Here is a 21,964-nt window from a genome sequence, read left to right on the forward strand (position 1 = left end):
CAAGTCTCCGAAGGTGTGTTCTGTCAGGTGTGTACCAGCGGTTAATTTTGTTTCGCTCTTTCGGTTCGGCCGGCTGCCCGATATCGGTGGCCGGTGGGCCGCAACTCGCCATACAAACAGCGGGGGTCTCGTTGAGCGACTACACCGTCAGTCATGTCGAATTCCATGTCGGGGATGCCCGGCAAGCCGCCTATTACTACCGCACCGCATTCGGTTTTGAAACCCTTGCCGAAGGGGGTCCGGAAACCGGACTTGCGGACCGCAGATCCCTTCTTCTCGGGCAGGGGGACATTCGTCTCCTGCTGACCTCCGATCTGACCTCCGACGGGCCGGTGGCCCGCTATGTGGCGCGCCACGGTGACGGAGTGGCCAATGTCGCGCTGCGGACCGGGGACGCGGAGGGTGTGTTCCGGCGGGCCGTGGCCTGCGGGGCGGAGGTGGTGGCGGAGCCGGCCGAGGTCGAGTACGAGGACGGTTCCGTCGCCGTGTCCGCCGCGGTCAGGGCGTTCGGGGACACCGTGCACACCTTTGTGCAGTACGAGGATGCGGAGCGGCAGTTGCCGCATCCTCGGCTGCGGTGGACGGATGCGGATGGGGGTGCCGGCGCACAATCCGCCGGCGACGCACCGCGGTTGCATTCGCTCGATCATTTCGCCGTATGCCTTCCGGCCGGGGAACTCGCCCGGACGGTGGCCTTCTACGAAAAGGGCCTCGGGTTCGACGAGGCGTTCGAGGAATTCATCGAGGTCGGCGACCAGGCGATGGAATCCAAGGTGGTGCGCAGCCCGTCCGGGGCGGTCACCTTCACGTTCCTGGAGCCCGATGTGCGGCGTAAGCCGGGGCAGATCGACGCCTTTCTCGACGCGCACGGCGGCGCCGGCGTACAGCATCTGGCATTCGGCACCTCGGATATCGCCGCCGCCGTGCCGCACATCGCCTCGCAGGGGGTGGAATTCCTGCACACGCCCGCCACGTACTACGACGCGGTGGAGGACCGGGTCGGCTCCCTCGGGGGTGACCTGGAGGTGCTGCGCGACCTGTGCGTGCTCGCCGACCGTGACGACTGGGGGCTGCTGTACCAGATCTTCACGCGCTCGCCGCACGCCCGCGGGACGTTCTTCCTCGAACTCATCGAGCGGCGCGGCGCGCAGACCTTCGGCAGCGGCAACATCAAGGGGCTCTACGAGGCGGTCGAGCGGGCCCAGGCCCTCACCGGCGCTCCATGACCGACGCCGGAACCGACCGAGCCAACGACCCCGCCAGCGGCACCGACGCCGATCCCGGCCTCCGGCCGCTGACCGTCGGCGCCTACGCCGCGCTCGCCGAGGACCGTCTGCCCCCTGCCACCTGGCACTACATCCAGGGCGGCGCCGGTACGGAGACCACCGTCCGGGCCAACCGTGCCGCGTACCGCCGGCTCCGCCTGCGGCCGCGGGTGCTGGCCGACGTCTCCCGGTGTGATCTGTCGACCACGGTGCTGGGGGACGCGGTCGGCGCGCCGCTCGGTATCGCACCGATGGCCTACCACCAACTCGCCTGCGACGAAGGGGAAGTGGCCACGGTACGGGCGGCCGGGGCACCGGGGCTGCGGATCCCCACCATCGTCAGCATCTTCGCCAGCCGGACCTTCGAGGACCTCGCCGCGCAGGCCACCGGACCGCTCTGGCTGCAGCTCTACTGGCTGCACCGGCGGGACGTGCTGCGCACGGTGGTGCGGCGCGCGGAGGCCGCCGGGTTCCGCGCGCTGGTGCTCACCGTGGACACCCCGCGGCTCGGCAGACGGCTGCGCGAGCTGCGGCACGGCTTCCACCTGCCCCCGGGCATCGTCGCCCGCAACCTGGACGGCGAGGTCACCGGCTTCCTGCACGACCGGCAGGACGGCAGCTCCGCCCTGGCCCGGCACGCCGACGCCTTCATCGACCCCTCGCTGAGCTGGTCCGACCTGGACCGGTTGCGGGAGCAGACCCGGCTGCCGCTCCTCCTCAAGGGCGTCCTCAGCGCCGAGGACGCGGCCCGCGCCGCCGGGCTCGGCATCGACGGGATCGTGGTGTCCAACCACGGCGGACGCCAACTCGACGGCGCCATCGCCACGTTGGACGCGCTGCCGGAGGTCGTGGCGGCGGTCGACGGGCGCTGCCCGGTGTTCCTCGACGGCGGCATCCGCCACGGGACCGACGTGCTGAAGGCGCTGGCGCTGGGCGCGCGGGCGGTCTTCGTCGGCAGACCGGTGCTGTGGGGACTGGCCGCCGGCGGCGAGGCCGGCGCGCGCGGGGTGCTCACCCTGCTGCGGGACGAACTGGAGGACGCCATGGTGCTGGCCGGCCGCCCGTCCCTCGCCGACCTCGGCCCGGAGCTGCTGGCCCGCGGCCCGGCCGCGGCGGCACCGAACGAATCGTACGAGGACCCGGATCTCCGGAAAGGACCATGATGACCACCGAGGCGTTCCAGCTCAGCGACCACGACCGGGCGTTGCTGCCCACCGACGAGGACGTGCTGTTCTACCAGGAGCACGGCTGGTACCTGTCGAAGAAGCTGCTGACCGACGACGAGGTCGACACGCTCGATGCCGCGGCCGACCGGTTCTACGGCGGTCACCGGGACCGGACCCTCCCGGTCCGGCCGCCGCGGCTGGCGTACTGGGAGCCGGAGAAGGGCGACGTCCACCGGCACAACGACTACATCTTCTACGAGGACGACACGGTCCGGAGCATCCTGTCCAAGCCGCTCATCGGGGCGGTCGCCGCGCGGATAGCGGAGACCAGCCAGATACGGCTGTGGAACAGCACCCTGATCCACAAGCCGCCGCGGCCCGAGGACGAGGGCAACATCGTGCCCTGGCACTTCGACCGCCACTACTGGCAGACCTGCACCTCCGACGAGATGCTGACCGCCTTCATCCCCTTCCACGACTGCGACGAGGAGATGGGCACCATCACCATGGTCGACGGCAGTCACCGGTGGAAGGAGATCGGCGGCAACGACGCGACCACCAAGCACTTCGCCGAGCGGGACCGTTCCGAGCTGGACGAGATGCTGGAGGAGAACGCCGCCTTCAACAACGTGTCGGTCCGCAAGGTGCCCGTCGTCATCCCGAAGGGGCACATCAGCTTCCACCACTGCCGCACCTACCACGGCAGCGGCCTCAACCGCAGCGACCGCCCGCGCCGGGCGATCTCGTTCCACCTCCAGGACCGGACGAACCAGTGGCGGCCGTTCGAGATCTCCACCGGCGAGCGGGTCGTCTACAACAACGACGTCCTCGTCCGCAAGGACGCGAACGGCAACCCCGACTACACGGACCCGGACTTCTGCCCGGTGCTCTGGCAGGAGCAGGCGTAATGCCGCGGCCCGGACCGGACGCCGAGCTCAGGCCGGCCGATCTGCACTCGTCCCTCTCGGACCCGCTGCTCGACGTGATGAACTTCCTCAACGAGGTCACGCTGCGGTACCCCGAGGCGATCTCGTTCGGTCCGGGCCGCCCCTACGACGGGTTCTTCGAGGTGGACCGGATCGGCGGCTACCTCGACACCTACACGCGCCACCTGGAGCAGGACCTCGGCCGCTCACCCGAGGAGGTGCGTACCGCGCTGTTCCAGTACGGGCGCACCAACGGCCAGATCCACGAACTGGTGGCCCGGACGATCGCCCACGACGACGGCATCCACACCGACCCGTCGGCCGTCGTGGTCACCGTCGGCTGCCAGGAGGCGATGCTCCTGGTCCTGCGGGCGCTGATCACCGGACCGGACGACGTCCTGCTGGTCACCGACCCCGGCTACGTCGGCATCACGGGCGCCGCGCGGCTGCTGGACGCCGCGACCGTGCCGGTGCCCGAGGACGACACCGGCCTGGACCTCGACGCGCTGCGCGGCACCGTCCGGGAGCTCCGCGCCCGGGGCAAGCGGCCGCGTGCGGTGTACGTGATCCCGGACTTCGCCAATCCCTCCGGGGCGTCGATGCCCACGGAGAAGCGGCACGCGCTGCTCGATCTGGCCGCGGCGGAGGACCTGTTGCTGCTGGAGGACAACCCCTACGGGTTCTTCAGTCGCACCGGGGAGCAGCGGCCCACCCTGAAGTCCCTCGACACCCGGCACCGGGTGATCTACTTCGGCTCGTTCGCCAAGACCTGCTTCCCGGGCGCCCGGGTCGGCTATGTCATCGCCGATCAGCCGGTCATCGGTGAGAACGGCGGGCGCACCCTGCTCGCCGACGAACTGTCGAAGATCAAGAGCATGGTCACGGTGAACACCCCGCCGATCGCCCAGGCGGCCATCGGGGGCATGCTCCTCGAACACGGGTGCCGGCTGCGCGACGCCAACAAGGACCTCATCGAGTTCTACCGCGGCAATATGGAGGCGCTGCTGGCCGCCCTCGCCCGCCATCTGCCGCAGGACCGGTGGGAGGTGCGGTGGAACGTGCCGGACGGCGGGTTCTTCCTCGTGCTGACCCTGCCGTTCGCCGTCGACAACGCCTTCCTGGAGGAATCGGCCCGCGACCACGGCGTCATCTGGACCCCGATGAACTACTTCTACCTGGGTGACGGCGGTGAGCGTCAACTGCGGCTCTCAGCAAGCTACTTGACGCCCGAACGGATCGAGGAAGGGGTGTGCCGGCTGGCCGCGCACATCATCCGGCGGATCACCCAGGGCGCGGGATGACCGCGAACGCACTGCGCACCGCCGCCGTCGTCGGCACCGGGCTCATCGGCACCTCCGTCGCCCTCGCCCTGACGGCGCGGGGCGTCACCACCCATCTGATCGACCGGGACGGCGACGCGGCCCGTACCGCCGCCGCGCTGGGCGCCGGGACGGCCGGCGCACCGCCCGGGCCGGTGGACCTCGCGGTGCTCGCGGTGCCGCCCGGGAGCGTGGCCGGCGTCCTGGAGGAGCACCAGAAGAACGGTCTGGCGCGGGCGTACACCGACGTCGCCAGCGTGAAGGGCCCGCCGCTGGACGAGATCGCGGCCCGCGGCGGTGACCTGGGCTCCTTCGTCGGCGGCCACCCCATGGCCGGGCGGGAACGCTCGGGTCCGCTGGCGGCCCGGGCCGAGCTGTTCGAGGGCCGCCCGTGGGTGCTCACGCCCGATCCGGCGACCGAACCGGCCGTCCTGGGGCGGGCGCTGGAACTGGTCCGGCTGTGCGGCGGGGTGCCGGTCGTCCTCGATGCCGAGCCCCATGACCACGCGGTCGCGCTCATCTCCCACGTCCCGCACCTCCTCGCCACCTTGATGGCGGCCCGGCTGGACGACGGGGAAGAGGTGGCGCTGCGGCTCGCCGGCCAGGGGCTGCGCGACGTCACCCGGATCGCCGCGGGCGACGCCGGACTGTGGACGGACATCCTCACGACCAACGCGGAGGCCGTGGCGGCCGTGCTGGACGGCCTCGCCGCAGACCTGGACACCGTGCGCCGCGCGCTGCGCGGGCCGGACCCGGCGGAGCTGACCGCGCTGCTCGCACGGGGCAACGCGGGATACGCCCGGATCCCCGGCAAGCCCGGCGGAACTGCCGTAGCGTACAGACCGGTTCGGGTGGTCCTGCGTGACCGGGCGGGTGAGCTGGCCCGGCTGCTCTCCGCCGCCTCGGCGGTGGGGGCGAACATCGAGGACGTCCGCCTGGAGCACGCCACGGACGGCTCCGCCGGACTGGCGGAACTCCTGGTGGCGGACGGTTCGGCCGGCACACTCACGGCCGAACTCCGGCGCCGCGAGTGGACCGTCCACGCGTAGCGCGCCGCGTGTGATCCCGAGCCGTACCGGGCCGGACCGGCCCTCGTCGAGCGAATCCAGGAGTACGACCGTGCGGGCAGCAGTGATGTTCGGGGCAGGGGACGTCCAGGTGAAGGAGGTGCCCGACGCCCGGATCGACCGGCCGACCGACGCCGTGGTGCGCATCACCCACGCCGCGATCTGCGGCAGCGACCTGTGGCGCTACGGGAAGATGCCGCCCCACCCCGACGGGGTGCGGCTCGGCCATGAATTCATCGGCGTGGTCGAGGAGACCGGCGCCGAGGTCACCTCCGTACGCCGCGGTGACCTCGTTCTCGCACCCTTCAAGTGGTCCGACGGCAGCTGCGAGTTCTGCCGGGACGGGCTGCCCAACTCCTGCCTGAACGGCGGGTTCTGGGGCGGGGAGCTGGACGGCGGCCAGGGCGAGGCGGTCCGCGTCCCCCAGGCCGACGGCACCCTCCTCCCGCTGCCGATGGAGCCGGAGGACCCCCGGGTGCCGGCGGTGCTGGCCCTGTCCGACGTGCTGTGCACGGGGCACCACGCGGCCCGCGCCGCGCAGGCCGGCCCCGGCCGGACCGTCGCGGTGGTGGGGGACGGCGCGGTCGGGCTGTGCGGCGTGCTGGCCGCGGCCCGGCTGGGCGCGGAGCACATCATCGTCCTCGGCCGGCACACCGCGCGCACGGACCTCGCGCGGCGGTTCGGCGCCGTGGAGGTGGTCCCGGAGCGCGGCGCGGAGGCCGTCGAGCGGGTCAGGGAACTGACCGGCGGCCACGGGGCGCATGCGGTGCTGGAGTGCGTCGGGACCGGCGCGGCCCTGCGGGACGCCCTGGACATGGCCCGCCCCGGTGGTGCCGTCGGCTACGTCGGTGTGCCCCAGGACGGCGACGGCGTCGACGTACGGCGCTTCTACCGCCGCAACGTCACCCTCGCCGGCGGCGTCGCCCCGGCCCGGGCCTATGCTCCCGAGCTCCTGCCCGACGTGCTGTCCGGACGTCTCGACGCGTCCGCGGTCTTCGACCGCACCGTCGGGCTGGACGGCGTCCCGGACGGCTACAAGGCCATGGCCGGACGTGAGGCCCTCAAGGTGCTCATCCGCCCCTGAGGAGCCTCCGGGCGTTGTCGTTGTCGTCGTTGTGCGTTCCTGCGCCCCGCCTCCCGGCCGTACCGGGAAGCGGGGCGCTCGTCCTGTGCCGGCCGCCGGGCGGCGTCAGCTCCCCACCGGGCTCAGCTCCCCGTTGAACACCGTCACCGCCTGCCCCAGCAGGGTCACCCGGTCACCGCGCAGCTCGACGCCCACCCGGCCGCCGCGCGGCGAGAGTTGGAGACCGGCGAGCTCGGTCCGGCCGAGCCGCCGGGACCAGAAGGGCGCCAGTACGCAGTGGGCGGCGCCGGTGACCGGGTCCTCGGGTATGCCGGCGGCCGGGGCGAAGACCCGGGAGACGAAGTCGTGACCGGCGCCCGCCGGGGCGGCCGCGGTCACGATGACCGCCCGGCCGCTGAAGGCGGCCAGCGCGACGATGTCCGGGGCCAGGTCCCGCACCGCGGTGGCCTCCGCCAGTTCCACCAGCAGATCGTGCCGGGCCCGGCCGGTCCACACCGGGTCGGTGCCCAGCGCCTTGGCCAGCCCCAGCGGCACCGGCTCGGCGGCCGGCGGGTCCGCCGGGAAGTCCAGGGTGATGTCACCGCGGCCGTGCCGCCGGGCGGTGAGCACCCCGCTCAGCGTCTCGAAGCGCAGGGGCGCGTCCTGGGCGGCGTCCCGTGTCGTATGGAGCACATGGGCGGTGGCGAGGGTGGCGTGTCCGCAGAGGTCCACCTCCACCGTCGGCGTGAACCACCGCAGGCCGTAGGAGTTCTCCCCGACGCGGTGCACGAAAGCGGTTTCCGACAAATTGAGTTCGGCGGCGACCTGCTGCATCCAGGCCACCTCGGCCGGCTTCTCCAGCAGACAGACACCGGCGGGATTACCGGCGAACGGCCGGTCGGTGAACGCATCAACGATGAAGGTGCGCATGGCCCGAAGCTACTGCCGGTAAGACACCAAGGGGTGAAATGAGGGTACTTGCCGCTGTTGGTACCGCATTCCGGCGCCCATCGGAGCAGGGGGAACGGTCCGAGAGGAGCCTGTTTCCGCCCCCACGCGATCACTAGGATTCAGATCCGATCGTCGAACCGCCGGCCACCGCCACGGAATCGAGGCGGCGGGCCCAGGGGGCGCATTCCGCGTCCGGAAGGGCATGCATGCAGACCACGGAAGCCAAAGTCCCGCCCTTACTCCTCGCGGTGCTCATCTCCTTGAGCGTGGGCGGCCTGATGTCCTCCGACATCAACCTCCCCGGCCTGGCGCAGACCGCCCACGCGCTGGGCACCTCCGTCTCCGCGGTCCAGGCGACCTTCAGCCCGTACCTGGTCGGCCTGCTCGTCGCCCAACTCCTCTACGGCCCCTGGTCCGACGCGATCGGCCGGCGGCGGCTCGTCATCGGCGGCTTCACGCTGTACGCGGTGGCCTCGCTCGGCTGCGCCCTCTCCCCGAACATCGCGGTCTTCGCCACCACCCGGCTGCTCCAGGCCCTCGGTGCGGGCGCCGGGCTCGTCCTCGCCCGGGCCATCGTCGGCGACCTCTACGGCCAGCAGACCGCGGCCCGCGTCTTCACCACGATCATGCCGGTGGTTGGCGCCTCACCGGCGGTCTCCCCGCTCATCGGCGGCTATCTGACCACCTACGTCTCCTGGCAGGCGCCCTTCTTCCTGACCGCAGTGATCGCCGCGGTCACCGTGCTCGCCGTCGTCCTCGGGGTGCCCGAGTCGCTGCCCGCGGAACGCCGCGCACGGCGGCTGCGCACGACGGTGGGGAACTACCGCCGGCTGCTGCTGAGCGCAAAATTCTGGGGCTACGGCCTCAACCTCGGGGTGGGGTACGCCGTTTACACCGGCTATCTGGTCGCCTCTCCGGTGATCTTCCAGCGCCTGGGCATGAGCACCGAGATCAACGGCTACTGCTACATCAGCATCGCCGCCGCGTACATCACCGGCAATCTCGTCTCGCGCCGCCTGGTCAAGCGCCACTCCATCGACCGGCTGCTGGTCCGGGGCCATCTGATCTTCTCCAGCGGCGCCCTGGTGCTGCTGGTGGTGGGCCTGACCGATCCGCAGACCCCGTGGCCGCTGCTGGTGCTGATGACGGCCGTGACCATCGGCAACGGTTTCCTCTTCCCGATGTCCGTGGCGGGCGGGGTGACCTCCTTCCCCGCCATGGCCGGCGCCGCCTCCGGACTGCTGGGGGCGGTCCAGATGGCCGGCGGCAGCTTCTCGTCCCTCGTCGTCAGCAGGATTCCGCCGGACATCAGGTCGTTCGCGATCCTGGTGGCGGTCCTCGCGCTGACCGGACTGACCGCATTCCACTGCCTGCGGGCCGTCACGGCCCGGGCCGCCACCGCACCGAAGTCGGCACCGGCGGCCCCGCCCGCCGCACCGGTGGCCTCCGCAACACCGACCGACGATTGACCACCACGTATTCACCCACGCAGGACCACGTATTCACCTACGCAAGATCGAGGGGAAAGAAGCAATGGGTCAGGTCTCACGCCGTCTGGAAGAACTCGGACTGACGCTGCCGCCGCTGCTGCCGAAGCTGGCGAATTACGTGCCGACGAAGACCGTCGGCGATCTCGTCTTCGTCTCCGGTCACGGCCCGCTGAATCCGGACGGCTCGGTGAAATACCGGGGACGCCTGGGCGCGGATTTCACCATCGACGAGGGCAAGGAGGCCGCCAGGCTCGTCACGATGAACATCCTCTCCGCCCTCAACGCCGAACTCGGTGACCTCGACCGGATACGGGAATTCGTCAAACTGCTCGTGATGGTGCAGTCCGCCCCCGATTTCCAGGAACAGCACGTGGTCGCGGAGGGCGCCTCCGACCTCCTCACCGACGTCTTCGGCTCCGAGCGCGGCTCGCACGCCCGCTCCGCCGTCGGCATGATGGCCCTCCCCTTCGGCATCGCGGTCGAAATCGAGGCCGTGGTACGCATCGAGGCCTGACGCCCGCCGGCCGGCCCTCTTCCGGGGCTCAACCGTCCCGGAAGAGGGTGAGCCACGGCAGCAGGTCCTCGCGGAGCTCGGGGTCGCGGACGCCCAGACCGTCCCGCGGCGCCAGGCAGCGGATGCCCACCTTCCCGCGGTGGCGGCCCGCCCGCACGGCGGACACCGCCTCGGCGGTGGCCTCCAGGGGATGGGTGACGGACAGCGGCGGATGGATACGGCCCTTGAAAACGAGCCGGTTGGCCTCCCACGCCTCCCGGTAGCTCGCGAAGTGCGTACCGAGGACCCGCTTGAGCCCGGTCCACAGCGGGCGGTTGTCGTAGAGGTGCGCGGGGCCCGTGGTGGAGGCACAGGTGACCACGGTGCCGCCGCGCCGGACCGCGTACACCGAGGCGGCGAAGGTGTCCCGGCCCGGGTGCTCGAAGACGATGTCGGGGTCCTCCCCGCCGGTGAGGTCCCGCACATGCCGGGCGAAGCGCCGCCACTCGCCGGGGTCCGGGGTGTCCGGGGCCTTCCAGAACTGGTAGTCCTCGGCCGTGCGGTCGATGACGAGGTCGGCGCCCATGCCGTGGCACAGCGCGGCCTTCTCCGGCGACGAGACGACACACACCGGGGTGGCCCCGCCGGCCAGCGCGTACTGCGTGGCGAACGAACCGAGCCCGCCCGCCGCGCCCCAGATCAGGACGGTGTCGCCCTGCTTCATGGCCGCACCGTTGTGGGAGACGAGCTGCCGGTACGCGGTGGAGTTGACCAGCCCGCAGCAGGCGGCCTCCTCCCACGTCAGATGCGGTGGCTTGGGCATCAGCTGGGTGGCCTTGACCAGCGCGAGCTCCGCCAGTCCGCCGAAGTTGGTCTCGTAGCCCCAGATGCGCTGGGCCGGCCCGCCCGCCGCATCGTCCTGTCCGTCCAGCTCCACCACGAGGCAGTGCGCGACGACCTCGTCCCCGGGCCGCCAGTGGCTGACGCCGGGGCCGGTGCGCAGGACCACGCCGGAGAGGTCCGACCCCAGGACGTGGTACGGCAGGTCGTGCCGCCGTCCGGCCGGTGACCTGCGGGCGTACTCGGTCAGGAAGCGGAAGGTCGGCTCGGGCTCGGACAGCGCGGCCCCGAGGGTGTGGTGGTTGACCGACGAGGCCAGCACCGCGACCAGCACCTCGGCGTGCCCCGGCTCGGGGACCGGCACCTCGTCGAGGTGGAGCGAGGCACGCGGGTCGCGCTCGTCGTGCGGCACCCCGGCGAACAGCGCGGCCTCCGCACGGTGCACGGTCACCGCACGGTACGTCCGCGGCAGGGGCAGAGCGGCCAGCTCCCGGCCCGTGACGTCCGGTTCGAGCAGGGCGGCGACGAGCTCGTGCACGGTGCGGCTCCTTCCTGGCGGTGCCTCCCTCACGCCGCCATGGAAGACCACGCTCCCCGCCCGAGCCAGAAAAACCGCCCTAAACCACTCAAAGGGGCAAAGGCGTTCCGGTCCGGCGGCGGGCCCGCCGTACCCCTGCCCCTCACGGAGCGGCGGCCCCTGGAGTCCAGCGGAGCGTGAGGGCCGGCAGGTTCTCCATGTTGCCGCTGCCGTCGTCGGTGCCCACCACCCGGAACCCGTGGTGTGCGTAGAACGCCCGGGCCTCCGCGTTGAGTTGGAAGACATGCAGGGTCAGCCCGCCCGGGGAGTGCTCCCGCGCCGCACCGAGCAGCCGGCTGCCGATGCCGGTACGCCGCAGGTCCGGCCGCAGATAGAGCTGATCGAGCAGCTCGCCGCACACGGCGGCGTACCCGACGATCTCCTCGTCCCGGACGGCGACGAGGGTGTGGCTCTCCGGCAGCACGATCTCGCGGATCCAGTACGTGACCTCCTCGTGCGTACGACGCTGCGGCGGCAGGTACGGCATGGTGGCCGCCCGGGACGCCTGGTGAACGGCGGCTATCTCCGATGCGTCGCCCGGCCCGGCGGGGCGGATGGTGATGATGGTCGGCCTCCCAGATGTCGTCCGAGCGCGTCCGCGGGCCACTTTCGGTCATCCGTTCGCCCAGGCACTCGTAGGGATGAGATTATGCGGGCGCCGGCTCGGAGGCGCTTCTTTTCCTGCGCCCGAGCCGCCAGTTGACTCCACGACCGATGTCGTCCGTCCCTAGACAGGTCCATGAAACGAATACCGTGGGCGCGGGCCGCCGCGCTCGGAGCTTGTGTGTCTGTTGCGATCGCCGTGCCGGCGCTCGCCGCTCGTGACACGGAGAGCCAGCCCGTTCCCCCTGCGGCTGCCACCGACGCCGCGCCGACCCCGCCGCCCGTGACGGCGCAAGCGATCCGCGACGCCCGCGCGACCGAGCACTACTGGACGCCGGAGCGCATCCGCGCCGCCGTGCCGATGGACGCGGTGCAGGACGGCGGAAAGGGCCGGGAAGCGGCGGCGGCCCCGGGTGCGGGCCGGCGTTCGATGGTGCCGACCCACCGGGCCGACGCGGGCGTGGCCACCGTCGGGGTGTTCCTGATCCGCACCGCCGACGGGTCGGCGACGCCCAACCAGTTCTGCAGCGCCAGCGCCGTGGCGTCGCCGACCAAGAGCCTGGTGCTGACCGCCGCGCACTGCCTCACGGGCGACAAGCCGTACCGCGACGCGGCGTTCGTGCCGGGCTATCGCGCCGGGGCCTCGCAGGCGGGTGAGGCGGGGGAGACGCCGTACGGGCTGTTCCCGGTGCAGACGGGCAAGGTCTGGATCGACGGGCGGTATCTGACGTCGTCGCCCAGCGACGACGTGGACTTCGCGATGGTGCGGGTCGGGCCCAACTCCCAGGGGCAGTTGCTGGAGGACGCGGTCGGCGGCGGTAACCGGCTCACCTCCGTGTCGGCGACGCAGCTGGCGCGCAAGAACGTGACCCTCGTCGGCTATCCCGGCGGCCAGAAGACCCCGTTGCAGTGCACGAACGACACCACGGCGTTCCAGGGCCGGTTCCTGCGGATCCAGTGCGACGGGTTCCGCTCGGGCGTCAGCGGCGGACCGTTCCTGGAGCACTTCGACGGGAGCCGGGGCGATCTGGTGGGCTCCATCGGCGGCTACAAGACCGGCGGGCCCACCGCCGACGTCTCCTATTCGTCGCAGTACGACGGCGATGTCTTCCGCCTCTACCGCCAGGCCGTCGACGACGCGGTGCCGGACAGCGCCGGACAGCTGGGCGACGGCTCCACCTGGCAGCACGCCACGTCCCTGACCGGCGGCCGGTTCCACACCACCTCGGTACGCAACGGCACCGGTGACCTGATCGTGCGCTGGTCCGACGGTGAGCTCTCCCTCTACCCCGGCAACCGGCAGTACGGCTTCGGCAAGGACATCACGCTCGCCAAGAAGAACGAGCTGTGGAAGCAGGCCAGAGCCATCACCGCGGGGGACTTCACCGGCAACTCCACCGACGATCTGCTCGTCCGCTGGGCCAACGGCAAACTGACCCTCTACCAGGACGTCAACGAAACCAACAAGCTCCGCAACGAGATCCAGCTCAAGGCGCCCAACGGGACGTGGACGCACGCCTACGGCCTCGCCGCCGGCCGGTTCGGCGGCGGCAACACCCGCCGCGACGACCTGGTGGTGCGCTGGTCCGACGGTGAGGTGACGCTCTACACCAACGTCGACGGCAAGGGGCTGCACGCCGAGAAGCAGCTCGCCAAGCGGAACCCGACCTGGACGCACGCCGTCGATCTCGCCGCCGGGGACCTCCGGACCGCGGCCGGCGACCAGGACCTGGTCGTCCGGTGGTCGGACGGCGAGGTCACCGCCTACGAGAACCTCGCGGCCAACGGCCTGAAGGGCGACCACCAGCTCCGGCCCGCGAAGTCCGCCTGGCGCAACGGCCGTCTCGTCACCGCCGGGGCGTACGGCGGCGGCACCCGTCAGGACGACCTGATCGCCCTCTGGCCGGGCGGCAAGCTCGCCATGAACGGGGACACCACCCTCACCACCCTGGGCCGGGAACGGGTACTGGTGCCCGCACGGGTCGGCTGACGCCCTGCGCGATGCACGGCGCGAAGCCCCCGGTTCCCGTGGCGGGAGCCGGGGGCTTCGGCGTGCTCACCCTCCGGCCGGTACCAGGCCGTCCGCCACCAGGCCGGCGTACACCGCCTCGCTCAGGGTCTCCACGGCGGAGCGGGGCCGGATCATCACGGTGAACTCCTTGATCCGGCCGGTGGCGTCGTCGAGGTGCAGCAGATCGATGCCGTGGATCTGCCGCCCGTTGACGGTGGCGCGGAAGAGCAGCACGTCCGCGGCGGCCTGGGTGCCGTCGGCGGTGGTCTCGGCCTCGCCGCGGAAGCCGCCGACGTAGCGGAAGTCCTCGAACGTGCGCAGCAGCACCCCGAACAGCCCCATGACCAGCGGCCTGCCCTCGAAGGGGGAGAACTTCACCGGGCTGTAGAAGCGGATGTCCTCGGTGAACAGGTGCTCCAGGGCGGAGAGATCGGCGCTCTCGACGGCGGCACGGAAGCGGTCTGCGGTGGTCACAAGGGTCTCCTCGCTCGTCCTCATACTCAAAAATCTGACTACTCACTTTCTTGAGTATCATGCGCGGGAGCGGTCCGGAAGAGGTGACCGGCAAGGACGACGGAAAGGAGGGCGGCGCATGGCGCTCCGGCATGCCGTCCTCGCGGCGCTGCTGGACGAGGAACTCAGCGGCTACCAGCTGGCCAAGGCCTTCGATCTGGGCGTGGCGAACTTCTGGCACGCGCTGCCCCAGCAGCTGTACGCCGAGCTGACCCGGCTGGAGAAGGAAGGGCTGGTCACCGGGCGGGAGGTGGCCCAGGCCGCTCGGCCGAACAAGCGGCTGTACCGGGTCACCGCGGACGGGCTCGCCGCGCTGGAGCAGTTCGCGGCCGACACCGCCAAGCCCTCCTTCATCCGCGACGACCTGCTGGTCAAGATCCAGGCCGCCGACCACCTCGACGCCGACCTGCTGATCGCGCGGCTGGCGGAGCGCGAGAGGTTCGCCGAGGCCAAGATCGAGCTGTTCGGCGGGCTGTTGCGGCAGATGCGCGGGGACCGCGACGAAGCGGAATTCCTGCGCCACGGCGAACGGATCGGCCCCTACCTGACCTGTCTGCGCGGCCTCGCGTTCGAGCGGGAGAACCGGGACTGGTGCCGGCGCAGCGCGGAGATCCTCCGTGCGCGCCGGCACCCGGCCCGGGACGCGGCGACGGACACTACGAGTCCGTCGTCCAGCTCCCCAGCGCGATCTCGGCGGTGATGCCCGGGCCGAAGCCCGCGAGCAGACCGCGGTGACCGTCGCCCGCACAGCCCTCGTCGAACATCCGGGCCAGGGCGTCGAGGACGACCGCGCTGGCGATGTTGCCGTACTCGGTGAGCGTGGCACGGCTGAAGCGGAAGGCTTCCGGCGGGACGTCGAGGAAGCGGCTGAGGTCGTCCAGAATGCGCGGACCGCCCGCATGGACGAGATAGAAGTCCAGCTTTCCGGCGTCCCATTCGTGCTGCTGCGCAAGTTCGCGCAGGGCCGGGGCGAGCGGTTCCATGGTGCCCGGAACCCGCTTGTCCAGCTGGAAATGGAATCCCGTCGAGCGCACCGCGTAGGAAATCCAGTCCTCGGTGTGCGGAATGAGGTACGAGCCGTTGCGCTCCAGGGAAATGCCGGTGCCGCCGCGCCCCCGGACCACGGCGGCGGCTATCGCGTCGCCGAACAATCCGTTCGACAGCAGCGATCCGACGCCGAGGTCCGTGGGCTGGTAGCACAGCGAGCAGAATTCACAGGCGACCACCAGGACATTGGCGTCGGGATACGCCGTGCAGAAGTCGTGTGCGCGGTTGATCGCGGCACCGCCCGCGGCGCAGCCGAGTTGTGCGATCGGCATCTGCCGGGTGTCCGTCCGGAAGCCCATGGTGTTGATGAGCCAGGCGGTGAGGGACGGCATCATGAAGCCGGTGCAGGAGACGTAGACGATCAAGTCGATCTGCTGCGGCTCCAGTTCCGCCTCGTCCAGGGCCTGGCGCACCACGGAGGGTACCCGGGCCTTGGATTCCTGTTCGTAGACGGTGCTGCGGGCGTCCAGCCCGGGGTGTTTGAGCACCTTGTCGATCGGCTGGATCAGCCGCCGGGTGAGCACACCGGTGTGCTCGATCAGCCGGAGTACCAGTCGCAGCTGCGCGTGGTCCTTGTGCAGCCGCTTGGCCAGTTCGAGGGTTTCGTCCTGGGTGATGACGTATTCGGGGACGGCGATTGCCGGTTTGCACAGTACCGCCATGGGATGCACTCCTTGCAGCAGAACTGTGGTCCGCCCGGTGCAGTTCCTGCTCTGCAGTGTGGAGCCGCACCGGCCGCCGGTTTCAGGAATTCAGCCGGCCGCCGGTATGTCCGGACTCTTGGGAGGATGCGAGCGGGCCAGTCGTCGAAGAATGAACTCGTCCGATAGGAACTCTCCCGATCTCCCCGTGTTTTCGGAGTAGGCGGAACGGCCTTTTTGCGGCCGAGCCGTTCGAGTTAGATACGGTACGCCGGGTGATTGATCTCCGCATGTTGCGGCCGGTACCCGGCACCCGTCGGCACCTCTGCCGGACTCACCACACCACCGGCAATTCCAGCGGATAGCGCCAGATGGAATTCTGGTTCCAGCGGATTTCCTCGGGCGGCTTCGCCAGCGCCAGCTCGGGGAAGCGCTCCAGCAGCGAGCCGAGCGCGACCTCCAGCTCCGTGATGGCGAGCGGGGCGCCCAGGCAGTGGTGCCCGCCCCAGCCGAACGTCATGTGGTTCGGGCCCTCACGGTCGAGGTCCAGCTCGTCGGGCCGGTCGAACCTGCTGCCGTCCCGGTTGGCCGTCAGATACGAGACATGCACGATGTCGCCGGCCCGGATGGTCACCCCGCTCAGCTCCACGTCCTCAAGGGCGACGCGCGGGATGCCCACGCCCTTGCGGAACGGGATGAAGCGCAGCATCTCCTGGATCGCCTGCGGCAGCAGATCGGGCCGGGAGCGCACCCTTGCCAGCACCTCCGGCCGCGAGAGCATCAGGCAGGAGAGGTTGGCGATCTCGTAGGTGGTGGTGTCCTGGCCGGTGATGAGCAGGACCATGGCCATCACGGTGAGTTCCTGCTCGCCGAGCATCTCGTCCCCGTCGCGGGCCGTCGCCAGCACGCTGATCAGGTCGTCGCCCGGGTTCCGGCGCCGCTCGGCGGTCAGCTTGCGGAAGTACTCCCGCATCTCGGCCTTGGACCGGACGGCGTTGTCCTTGTTGTCGACGCGGAGGTTCATCATCGTCCGGGCGTGGGCGCGCAGTTGCGCCTGGTCGCCCTCGGGGATGTCGAGGACCTCGCAGATCGTGATCAGGGGCAGCGGCCCCGCGAGGTGCTCCATCAGGTCGGCCGGTGGACCGTGCTCCGCCATCCGCGTCAGCAGGTCGTCGACGACGTGGTGGGTGCGTTCCCGCATCCGCTCGACGTGCCGCGGTGCGAACGCCTTGGACACCAGGCTCCGCAGCCGGCTGCTGGCGGGCGGGTCCATCACGTTGATCGCCTCGTCCTGGACGATCGGCTCGGGCGTCATCCGCGGGAAGTCGCGGCCGACGACCGCATGGCGGCTGAAGCGCCGGTCGGTCGTCACGGTCCGCACATCCTCGTAACGCGTGACGAGCCAGGCCCAGCCCTCGCCGTGCGGCAGCTGGATGCGGGCGACCGGTTCCTCGGTCAGCAGGCGCTTGAGCGTCGGATCGAACTCCAGGGCCTCGGCGTAGTCGAAGGGACAGTTCCAGACGGTGGAGTCGGGCTCCATGCTGACCTCCAGGAATGGCGGAGACAGGCCTTGACATCTCGATCAGCGTAGAAGCGGCGCGGCGGGTCGGCCCGGCTGCCGGGGGTGCGGGGACGGCGGGAGCAGGCCCCTGGCCGCCGTCCCCCAAGGCCGAGCGGGGTCTCGCGCCGGTCCCTTTCCGCGTTCGTCCGAACGGGTGACGGGGAGCGGCGGCCGGTAACGGTGCGATACCCCCTCAGCCGGCCGCCTCCACCTTCCTGACCTCGGGTTCCGCGGAATTGCGGATGGCGCCCCAGCGGGTAGCGGTCTGCTCGTGGATGAACCAGATGTCGTCCTCGGTCAGGCGCCGGGAGACGACACCGGGGAACGCCTCCTCGAAGAAGATGTACGGCGGCCGGTTCTCGATGTCGGGGGAGTGGTAGTCGAGCCGGTCGTGCATGCCGTGCGCCCGGGTGATCTTGGTGGCCGGGTGGTAGGTGAGGATGTTGGGGCTGGCCAGCATGATCAGCCCGTCGTCCACCAGCCGGCCGACCTCGTAGACGGTCTCCTCGATGGTCTTGCGGGTCTCGCCCTCCAGGCCGAACAGCACCGAGCTGCCGACCGGGATGCCGGCGTCCCGGATGCGCTCCAGGGCCGTACGGACCTTCGCCTTCCACGGGAAGTCGGTGATCCGCCGGATGTTCTTGTGCACATGTTGCATGACGTCCGTCGACATGCTTTCGATGCCCATGTAGAGGTAGGTGCAGCCGGCGTCGCGCAGCGCCACCAGCAGGTCGCGCACCTCGTCCTCCTTGTGCAGGGTGGTGAGCAGGTCGGCGGTGACCTGGCAGCCGAACTGCAGCTGCCGCAGCCGCCGCCAGTCGCCCTCGTCGACGATCCACCGCCGGCAGCCCTCGGGCAGTTTCTCCGGTCCCGCGGCGGTACGGGCCGCCTGCAGCAGGGCGCAGAATTCCCGCATCAGGGGGAACGAACCGGTCCAGAAAATCGAGTCGTCGAAGAAGACCGCCTCGGCACCGTAGCTGACGTATTCGCAGAGCCGCTCCAGCGCGGTCTCGGCCGGCGAACCCCGGAACCGCTTCAGACCGCCGACCACCAGCGCCGATTCGGAACAGAAATCACAGTGGTACGGGCACGCGTTGGACACCGTCATATGGGCGGTACGGGCCGGCGAACCGTCCGGCAGGGGAAAGACCGGGAAACGGGAGCGGATGGCGAAGCCCTGATAGGGGGAGGGGAGCGCGGCCAAATCGAGCTTTTCGCCGGCTACCGGAAAGGCGTGCACGGTGTCCAGATCCAGCGCGCACACCAGGGAATTGCCCGGCACCCGGATGCCGGCGGCGCCGAAGAGCCGCAGGATCCGGACCACATCACCGACCGTGGCCCGGGTCCGGTCCAGGTCCATGGCCAGGGCGATCGCCTTCATCAGCAGGTCGAGGGCGAACTGCCCCTCACCGCTGACGCAGAAGTCCACCACCGCCTCCGCCCGCCGGTCGTCGATGGCCCGGAGGGTCGAGCTGTATTCCAGAACGACGGACCGCTTCGCCGGGGCGTACCGCATCGTCTCGTCCATGTGGCGCCCGCCGAACACCACCAGGCAGTCCGGCAGTTCCTGCTTGACGATGCGCGCCATTTCCAGGGCGTACCGGTGTCCGGGGGAGACCGTGCTGACGAGGAACACCCGCGGCCGGTGCCGGCGGAGTTCGGCCCGCAATTCCGCCCGGGCCTCCGCGTCCCACACCCGCGGGTCGAAGACCGTGGCGTCGGACGTCCCGGTACTCGCACGCTGCGACGGCAGTCCGTGTTCCGCGCTCAGCCGGTGCACTTTCGACGGCGGCTTTCCCCAGCTGGGGCAGAGGTCGCTGAACGGGACGTCCGTTCCGGCGCCTTGCCGGGCGGAACGCAACGCACTGTCGACCGGAACGCTCAATGCCGCATAAAGGCACATCGGGTCGCCCGGATAGGTGATTTCGCCTTCCGGTGACGTCATGACCGGGGCGAGCGCCGCGAGCACCGGAAAACTCCGGGCGTGCCAGGGCACCTCGGCGGGCCCGGCGCAGTCCGCCCGCGCGACCAGTTCGGCGATCCGCGACTCGCGCAGCAGCGTCAATTCCCGGGCGGAATCCGCAGCCATGTCCGCGGCGGTGCGGAAGTCATCGTGAACGACCGTCTGGCGTATGAGCATGCGTAACTCCTGATCGGTGGTCAACTCGGAGGAAGAAGCTGAAGGAGTTCTCGGAGCACTCGGTGCGCCGGGCCTGGAGCGGTAAGGGGAAGGCCGGCCGGTGTGCCGGGGCGCGCGAGGGAGAAACGTAATGCCGTTCCCCCGAGGGGGAGCAAGACTTTCGCGGTACGGCCCGGCCGACCGGTTCTTTATGGGCGGGCGGCGCCCTTCCGCCTTGTCCGCCATTTCCGGCCCGCCCTACAGTCCGGGGATGGCAGCCCACACCTATCGCGCGCTCCTGACCCGGCACGTGCTGAGCTGGGCCGGGGTCGCCGCCGCGGCGCGCATGCCGGTGGCGATGGCCCCGCTGGCGCTCGTCTTCCTGGTCCGGGAACGGCCCGGCGGATATGTGCTGGGCGCCGAACTCGCGGCTGTCTACGTGGTGGGTGAGGTTATCGGCGCCGCGCTGCTCGGGGCGAGACTGCGGCCCGACCGGGCCCGGCGGCACCTCGCGGGCGGACTCGGCGCGGGCGCCGCGGCGTTCGCCGGCCTGGGACTGCTGCCCGGCGCCCCCGACCTCCTGCTCGGCGCGTTCGCCCTCGTCGCCGGGGCCGCCCCGGGCGCGTCCCCGGGCGGTCTGCGCACCCTGCTGACCGAGCACGTCGACCCCGGCCTGGTCACCAAGGCGCTCAGCGCGGAGGCCACCCTGTCGTACGCGGTCTGGGCCGTCGCGCCCGCCGCGGCCGGCGGCCTGGCCTTCGGGGTGGCCCCGTTCGCCCCGTTGCTGCTGGCGGCGGGCCTGATGGCGCTGTCCGTCGCCGGACTGTGGGCGCTGCCGCCCGGCTGGCGATCGGACCCCGCCGACCGCGCCGGCGTCCCGATGCTGCGCACCCTCGCCGCGGCCTGGCCGGTCTACGTGTCGGGCGCCGCGGCCATGTCGCTGCTCGCGCTGGCCGAACTCGTCCTGCCCGCCCTGCTGGAACAGCGCCACCTCGCGGTCGGCTGGTCCGGTCCGCTGCTGGCCGGGTACGCCCTCGCCTCCGCGGCCGGGTCGCTGCTGTACGGGCTGCGCAGCTGGCCCGGCCGCCTCGGCACCCAGAGCCTGGTCCTGCTGCTCGCCGTCGCCGCGTGTGTGGCCGCCGCCGGGGTGGTCCCGCTGCTCGGCGTCATCGCGGCGGCCCTGTGCCTGGCCGGGCTGTTCCAGGCCGGACTGCAGGTGACCCGGGCGCTCGGGCTGCGTGCCGTACTGCCGCCGAGTGCCCTGGCCGCGGGCTACTCGATGATGTACTCCGTGGTCGGCGCCGGATACGCCGCCAGCGCCTCGCTCTCCGGAGCGGTGCTGGGGCTGGCCACGCCCAGCACCGCGATCCTCGCCGGGGTGCTGCTCACCCTCGTCCTCACCGCGGCCGCCGCGGCCGGTGAACTCCGGCTGGTCCGGGCCGGGGAGTTCGCACCGGCCGAGCGCTGAGGCCCGCACCACCGCCCCCACCGTCCCCGCCCCCGCCCGGGCCGTCAGGCCGCCGGTGTCCCCAGCGCGGCGATCCGGGACGGCAGGGTCTGCCACACCTCGGGGGTGTAGAAGTGCCCGCCCGGCAGCTCGTCGTGGCGGAACGGGCCGGCCGCCAGCTTCCGCCACTGCTGCGCCGTCCGCGGATCGATCACCTCGTCGACCGCCCCGGTCAGCACCTGCAGCGGTGCCCGCACCGTCGCGCCCGCCCGGTGGTAGAAGGAGTCGCGCACCCGCAGGTCGGCCCGCATCAGTTCCACGGCGATCTCGCACAGGTCCGGGTCGCCCAGCACGTGCCCCGGAAGCAGCCCGAACTCCCGCATCCAGTCCATGAGTTCACCGTCCGACTGGTGCTGCGCCGGGAACATGTCCTGCGGGGTGAGCCCCCGGCTGGGCGCGTTGGCCGAGGACACCACGACCGCCGCCGGGGCCGGCCCGCCGCGCTCCTCGATCCGTGCCGCGACGTCGAAGGCCATCCAGCCGCCCATGCTGTGCCCGAAGAGCACATAGGGCAGTCCGGCGGCGGACAGCACCGCGGTGACCGCGTCCTCGGCCAGCTCGTCCCAGTCCAGGGCGCAGTCCTCGGCGAACCGGCCCTCCCGCCCCGGATAGCAGACCGCCGCCAGCTCCGTGCCGGGCGGCATCGCCTCGGTCCAGGCGAGGTACGAGCCGGCCCCGCCGCCGCAGAAGCCGAGGCAGACCAGCCGCTGCGCGGCGTCCGGGACCGGCTGGGGGCGGACCACGATGGTGTCCTGCATGGGTCGTCTCTCTTCTCGGGAAGCGGAAGCGCTGCTCGGCGGTGTCC

The 21,964-nt window shown here is 71.2% G+C and carries 19 protein-coding genes; 11 read left to right on the forward strand and 8 right to left on the reverse strand.

The features are described 5' to 3' along the window. Nucleotides 1-131 precede the first annotated feature (131 nt). The 6 genes from hppD (at nt 132) to ACGF4C_RS04030 (ending at nt 6,827) form a co-directional block, all read left to right on the forward strand. A complete protein-coding gene (gene hppD / locus ACGF4C_RS04005) occupies nt 132-1,226 on the forward strand; it encodes a 4-hydroxyphenylpyruvate dioxygenase (RefSeq protein WP_393563040.1) in 1,095 nt (364 codons plus the stop codon). After that, nucleotides 1,223-2,428: an alpha-hydroxy acid oxidase gene (locus ACGF4C_RS04010; RefSeq protein WP_393563042.1), complete on the forward strand. Its 1,206-nt coding sequence runs from the start codon at nt 1,223-1,225 to the stop codon at nt 2,426-2,428. The genes hppD and ACGF4C_RS04010 overlap by 4 nt, the downstream gene beginning before the upstream one ends. Further along, nucleotides 2,428-3,339 (forward strand): phytanoyl-CoA dioxygenase family protein, encoded by a 912-nt coding sequence (locus tag ACGF4C_RS04015; RefSeq protein WP_393563447.1) that lies wholly within the window; start codon nt 2,428-2,430, stop codon nt 3,337-3,339. The genes ACGF4C_RS04010 and ACGF4C_RS04015 overlap by 1 nt, the downstream gene beginning before the upstream one ends. After that, nucleotides 3,339-4,658, forward strand: coding sequence for a PLP-dependent aminotransferase family protein (locus tag ACGF4C_RS04020; protein ID WP_393563044.1), 1,320 nt, complete (start codon nt 3,339-3,341; stop codon nt 4,656-4,658). Before ACGF4C_RS04015 ends, ACGF4C_RS04020 begins: the two co-directional genes overlap by 1 nt. Before the next feature lie 11 nt (nt 4,659-4,669). Then, nucleotides 4,670-5,725 (forward strand): prephenate dehydrogenase, encoded by a 1,056-nt coding sequence (locus tag ACGF4C_RS04025; protein ID WP_393563449.1) that lies wholly within the window; start codon nt 4,670-4,672, stop codon nt 5,723-5,725. Between the two features lie 70 nt (nt 5,726-5,795). Further along, the gene (locus ACGF4C_RS04030) at nt 5,796-6,827 is read left to right on the forward strand and encodes a zinc-binding dehydrogenase (RefSeq protein ID WP_393563045.1); all 1,032 of its coding nucleotides are present in this window, start codon (nt 5,796-5,798) and stop codon (nt 6,825-6,827) included. A 105-nt stretch (nt 6,828-6,932) separates the two neighbouring features. Here the strand turns inward: ACGF4C_RS04030 and ACGF4C_RS04035 are convergent, their stop codons facing one another. Next, nucleotides 6,933-7,736 (reverse strand): PhzF family phenazine biosynthesis protein, encoded by an 804-nt coding sequence (locus ACGF4C_RS04035; protein ID WP_393563047.1) that lies wholly within the window; start codon nt 7,734-7,736, stop codon nt 6,933-6,935. Between the two features lie 227 nt (nt 7,737-7,963). On the opposite strand from ACGF4C_RS04035, the gene ACGF4C_RS04040 reads away from it, so the two are divergent. Further along, nucleotides 7,964-9,226: a multidrug effflux MFS transporter gene (locus tag ACGF4C_RS04040; RefSeq protein ID WP_393563049.1), complete on the forward strand. Its 1,263-nt coding sequence runs from the start codon at nt 7,964-7,966 to the stop codon at nt 9,224-9,226. A 64-nt stretch (nt 9,227-9,290) separates the two neighbouring features. Further along, complete coding sequence (locus tag ACGF4C_RS04045; protein ID WP_393563051.1) at nt 9,291-9,761, forward strand: RidA family protein; 471 nt, start codon at nt 9,291-9,293, stop codon at nt 9,759-9,761. Between the two features lie 28 nt (nt 9,762-9,789). Here the strand turns inward: ACGF4C_RS04045 and ccrA are convergent, their stop codons facing one another. Both ccrA and ACGF4C_RS04055 read right to left on the reverse strand, forming a co-directional pair. Then, entirely contained in the window at nt 9,790-11,118 is a 1,329-nt protein-coding gene (gene ccrA / locus ACGF4C_RS04050; RefSeq protein WP_393563053.1) for a crotonyl-CoA carboxylase/reductase, read from the reverse strand. Between the two features lie 142 nt (nt 11,119-11,260). Beyond that, the gene (locus ACGF4C_RS04055) at nt 11,261-11,644 is read right to left on the reverse strand and encodes a GNAT family N-acetyltransferase (RefSeq protein WP_393563054.1); all 384 of its coding nucleotides are present in this window, start codon (nt 11,642-11,644) and stop codon (nt 11,261-11,263) included. 297 nt (nt 11,645-11,941) lie between these two features. Between ACGF4C_RS04055 and ACGF4C_RS04060 the strand changes: the two genes are divergently transcribed. Continuing rightward, nucleotides 11,942-13,750 (forward strand): trypsin-like serine peptidase, encoded by a 1,809-nt coding sequence (locus ACGF4C_RS04060; RefSeq protein WP_393563055.1) that lies wholly within the window; start codon nt 11,942-11,944, stop codon nt 13,748-13,750. Nucleotides 13,751-13,816: 66 nt separating this feature from the next. On the opposite strand, the gene ACGF4C_RS04065 is transcribed toward ACGF4C_RS04060, so the two are convergent. Then, the gene (locus ACGF4C_RS04065; protein ID WP_393563057.1) at nt 13,817-14,269 is read right to left on the reverse strand and encodes a nuclear transport factor 2 family protein; all 453 of its coding nucleotides are present in this window, start codon (nt 14,267-14,269) and stop codon (nt 13,817-13,819) included. A gap of 94 nt (nt 14,270-14,363) precedes the next feature. Here ACGF4C_RS04065 and ACGF4C_RS04070 point away from each other — a divergent pair, with 94 nt between their 5' ends. Further along, nucleotides 14,364-14,984 (forward strand): PadR family transcriptional regulator, encoded by a 621-nt coding sequence (locus ACGF4C_RS04070; RefSeq protein ID WP_393563058.1) that lies wholly within the window; start codon nt 14,364-14,366, stop codon nt 14,982-14,984. Here ACGF4C_RS04070 and ACGF4C_RS04075 read toward each other — a convergent pair. From ACGF4C_RS04075 to ACGF4C_RS04085, 3 genes are all read right to left on the reverse strand, one after another. Further along, a complete protein-coding gene (locus ACGF4C_RS04075) occupies nt 14,941-15,993 on the reverse strand; it encodes a type III polyketide synthase (RefSeq protein WP_393563060.1) in 1,053 nt (350 codons plus the stop codon). The genes ACGF4C_RS04070 and ACGF4C_RS04075 overlap by 44 nt on opposite strands. A gap of 313 nt (nt 15,994-16,306) precedes the next feature. After that, nucleotides 16,307-17,512: a cytochrome P450 gene (locus tag ACGF4C_RS04080; protein ID WP_030412356.1), complete on the reverse strand. Its 1,206-nt coding sequence runs from the start codon at nt 17,510-17,512 to the stop codon at nt 16,307-16,309. 214 nt (nt 17,513-17,726) lie between these two features. Next, nucleotides 17,727-19,673, reverse strand: coding sequence for a B12-binding domain-containing radical SAM protein (locus tag ACGF4C_RS04085; protein ID WP_393563061.1), 1,947 nt, complete (start codon nt 19,671-19,673; stop codon nt 17,727-17,729). Between the two features lie 250 nt (nt 19,674-19,923). On the opposite strand from ACGF4C_RS04085, the gene ACGF4C_RS04090 reads away from it, so the two are divergent. Next, nucleotides 19,924-21,120 (forward strand): MFS transporter, encoded by a 1,197-nt coding sequence (locus tag ACGF4C_RS04090; protein WP_393563063.1) that lies wholly within the window; start codon nt 19,924-19,926, stop codon nt 21,118-21,120. Between the two features lie 44 nt (nt 21,121-21,164). On the opposite strand, the gene ACGF4C_RS04095 is transcribed toward ACGF4C_RS04090, so the two are convergent. Further along, entirely contained in the window at nt 21,165-21,917 is a 753-nt protein-coding gene (locus ACGF4C_RS04095; RefSeq protein ID WP_393563065.1) for a thioesterase II family protein, read from the reverse strand. Between the last annotated feature and the right edge of the window lie 47 nt (nt 21,918-21,964).

The organism is Streptomyces sp. NPDC048197 (assembly GCF_043202395.1).
Taxonomy (GTDB): domain Bacteria; phylum Actinomycetota; class Actinomycetes; order Streptomycetales; family Streptomycetaceae; genus Streptomyces; species Streptomyces siderophoricus.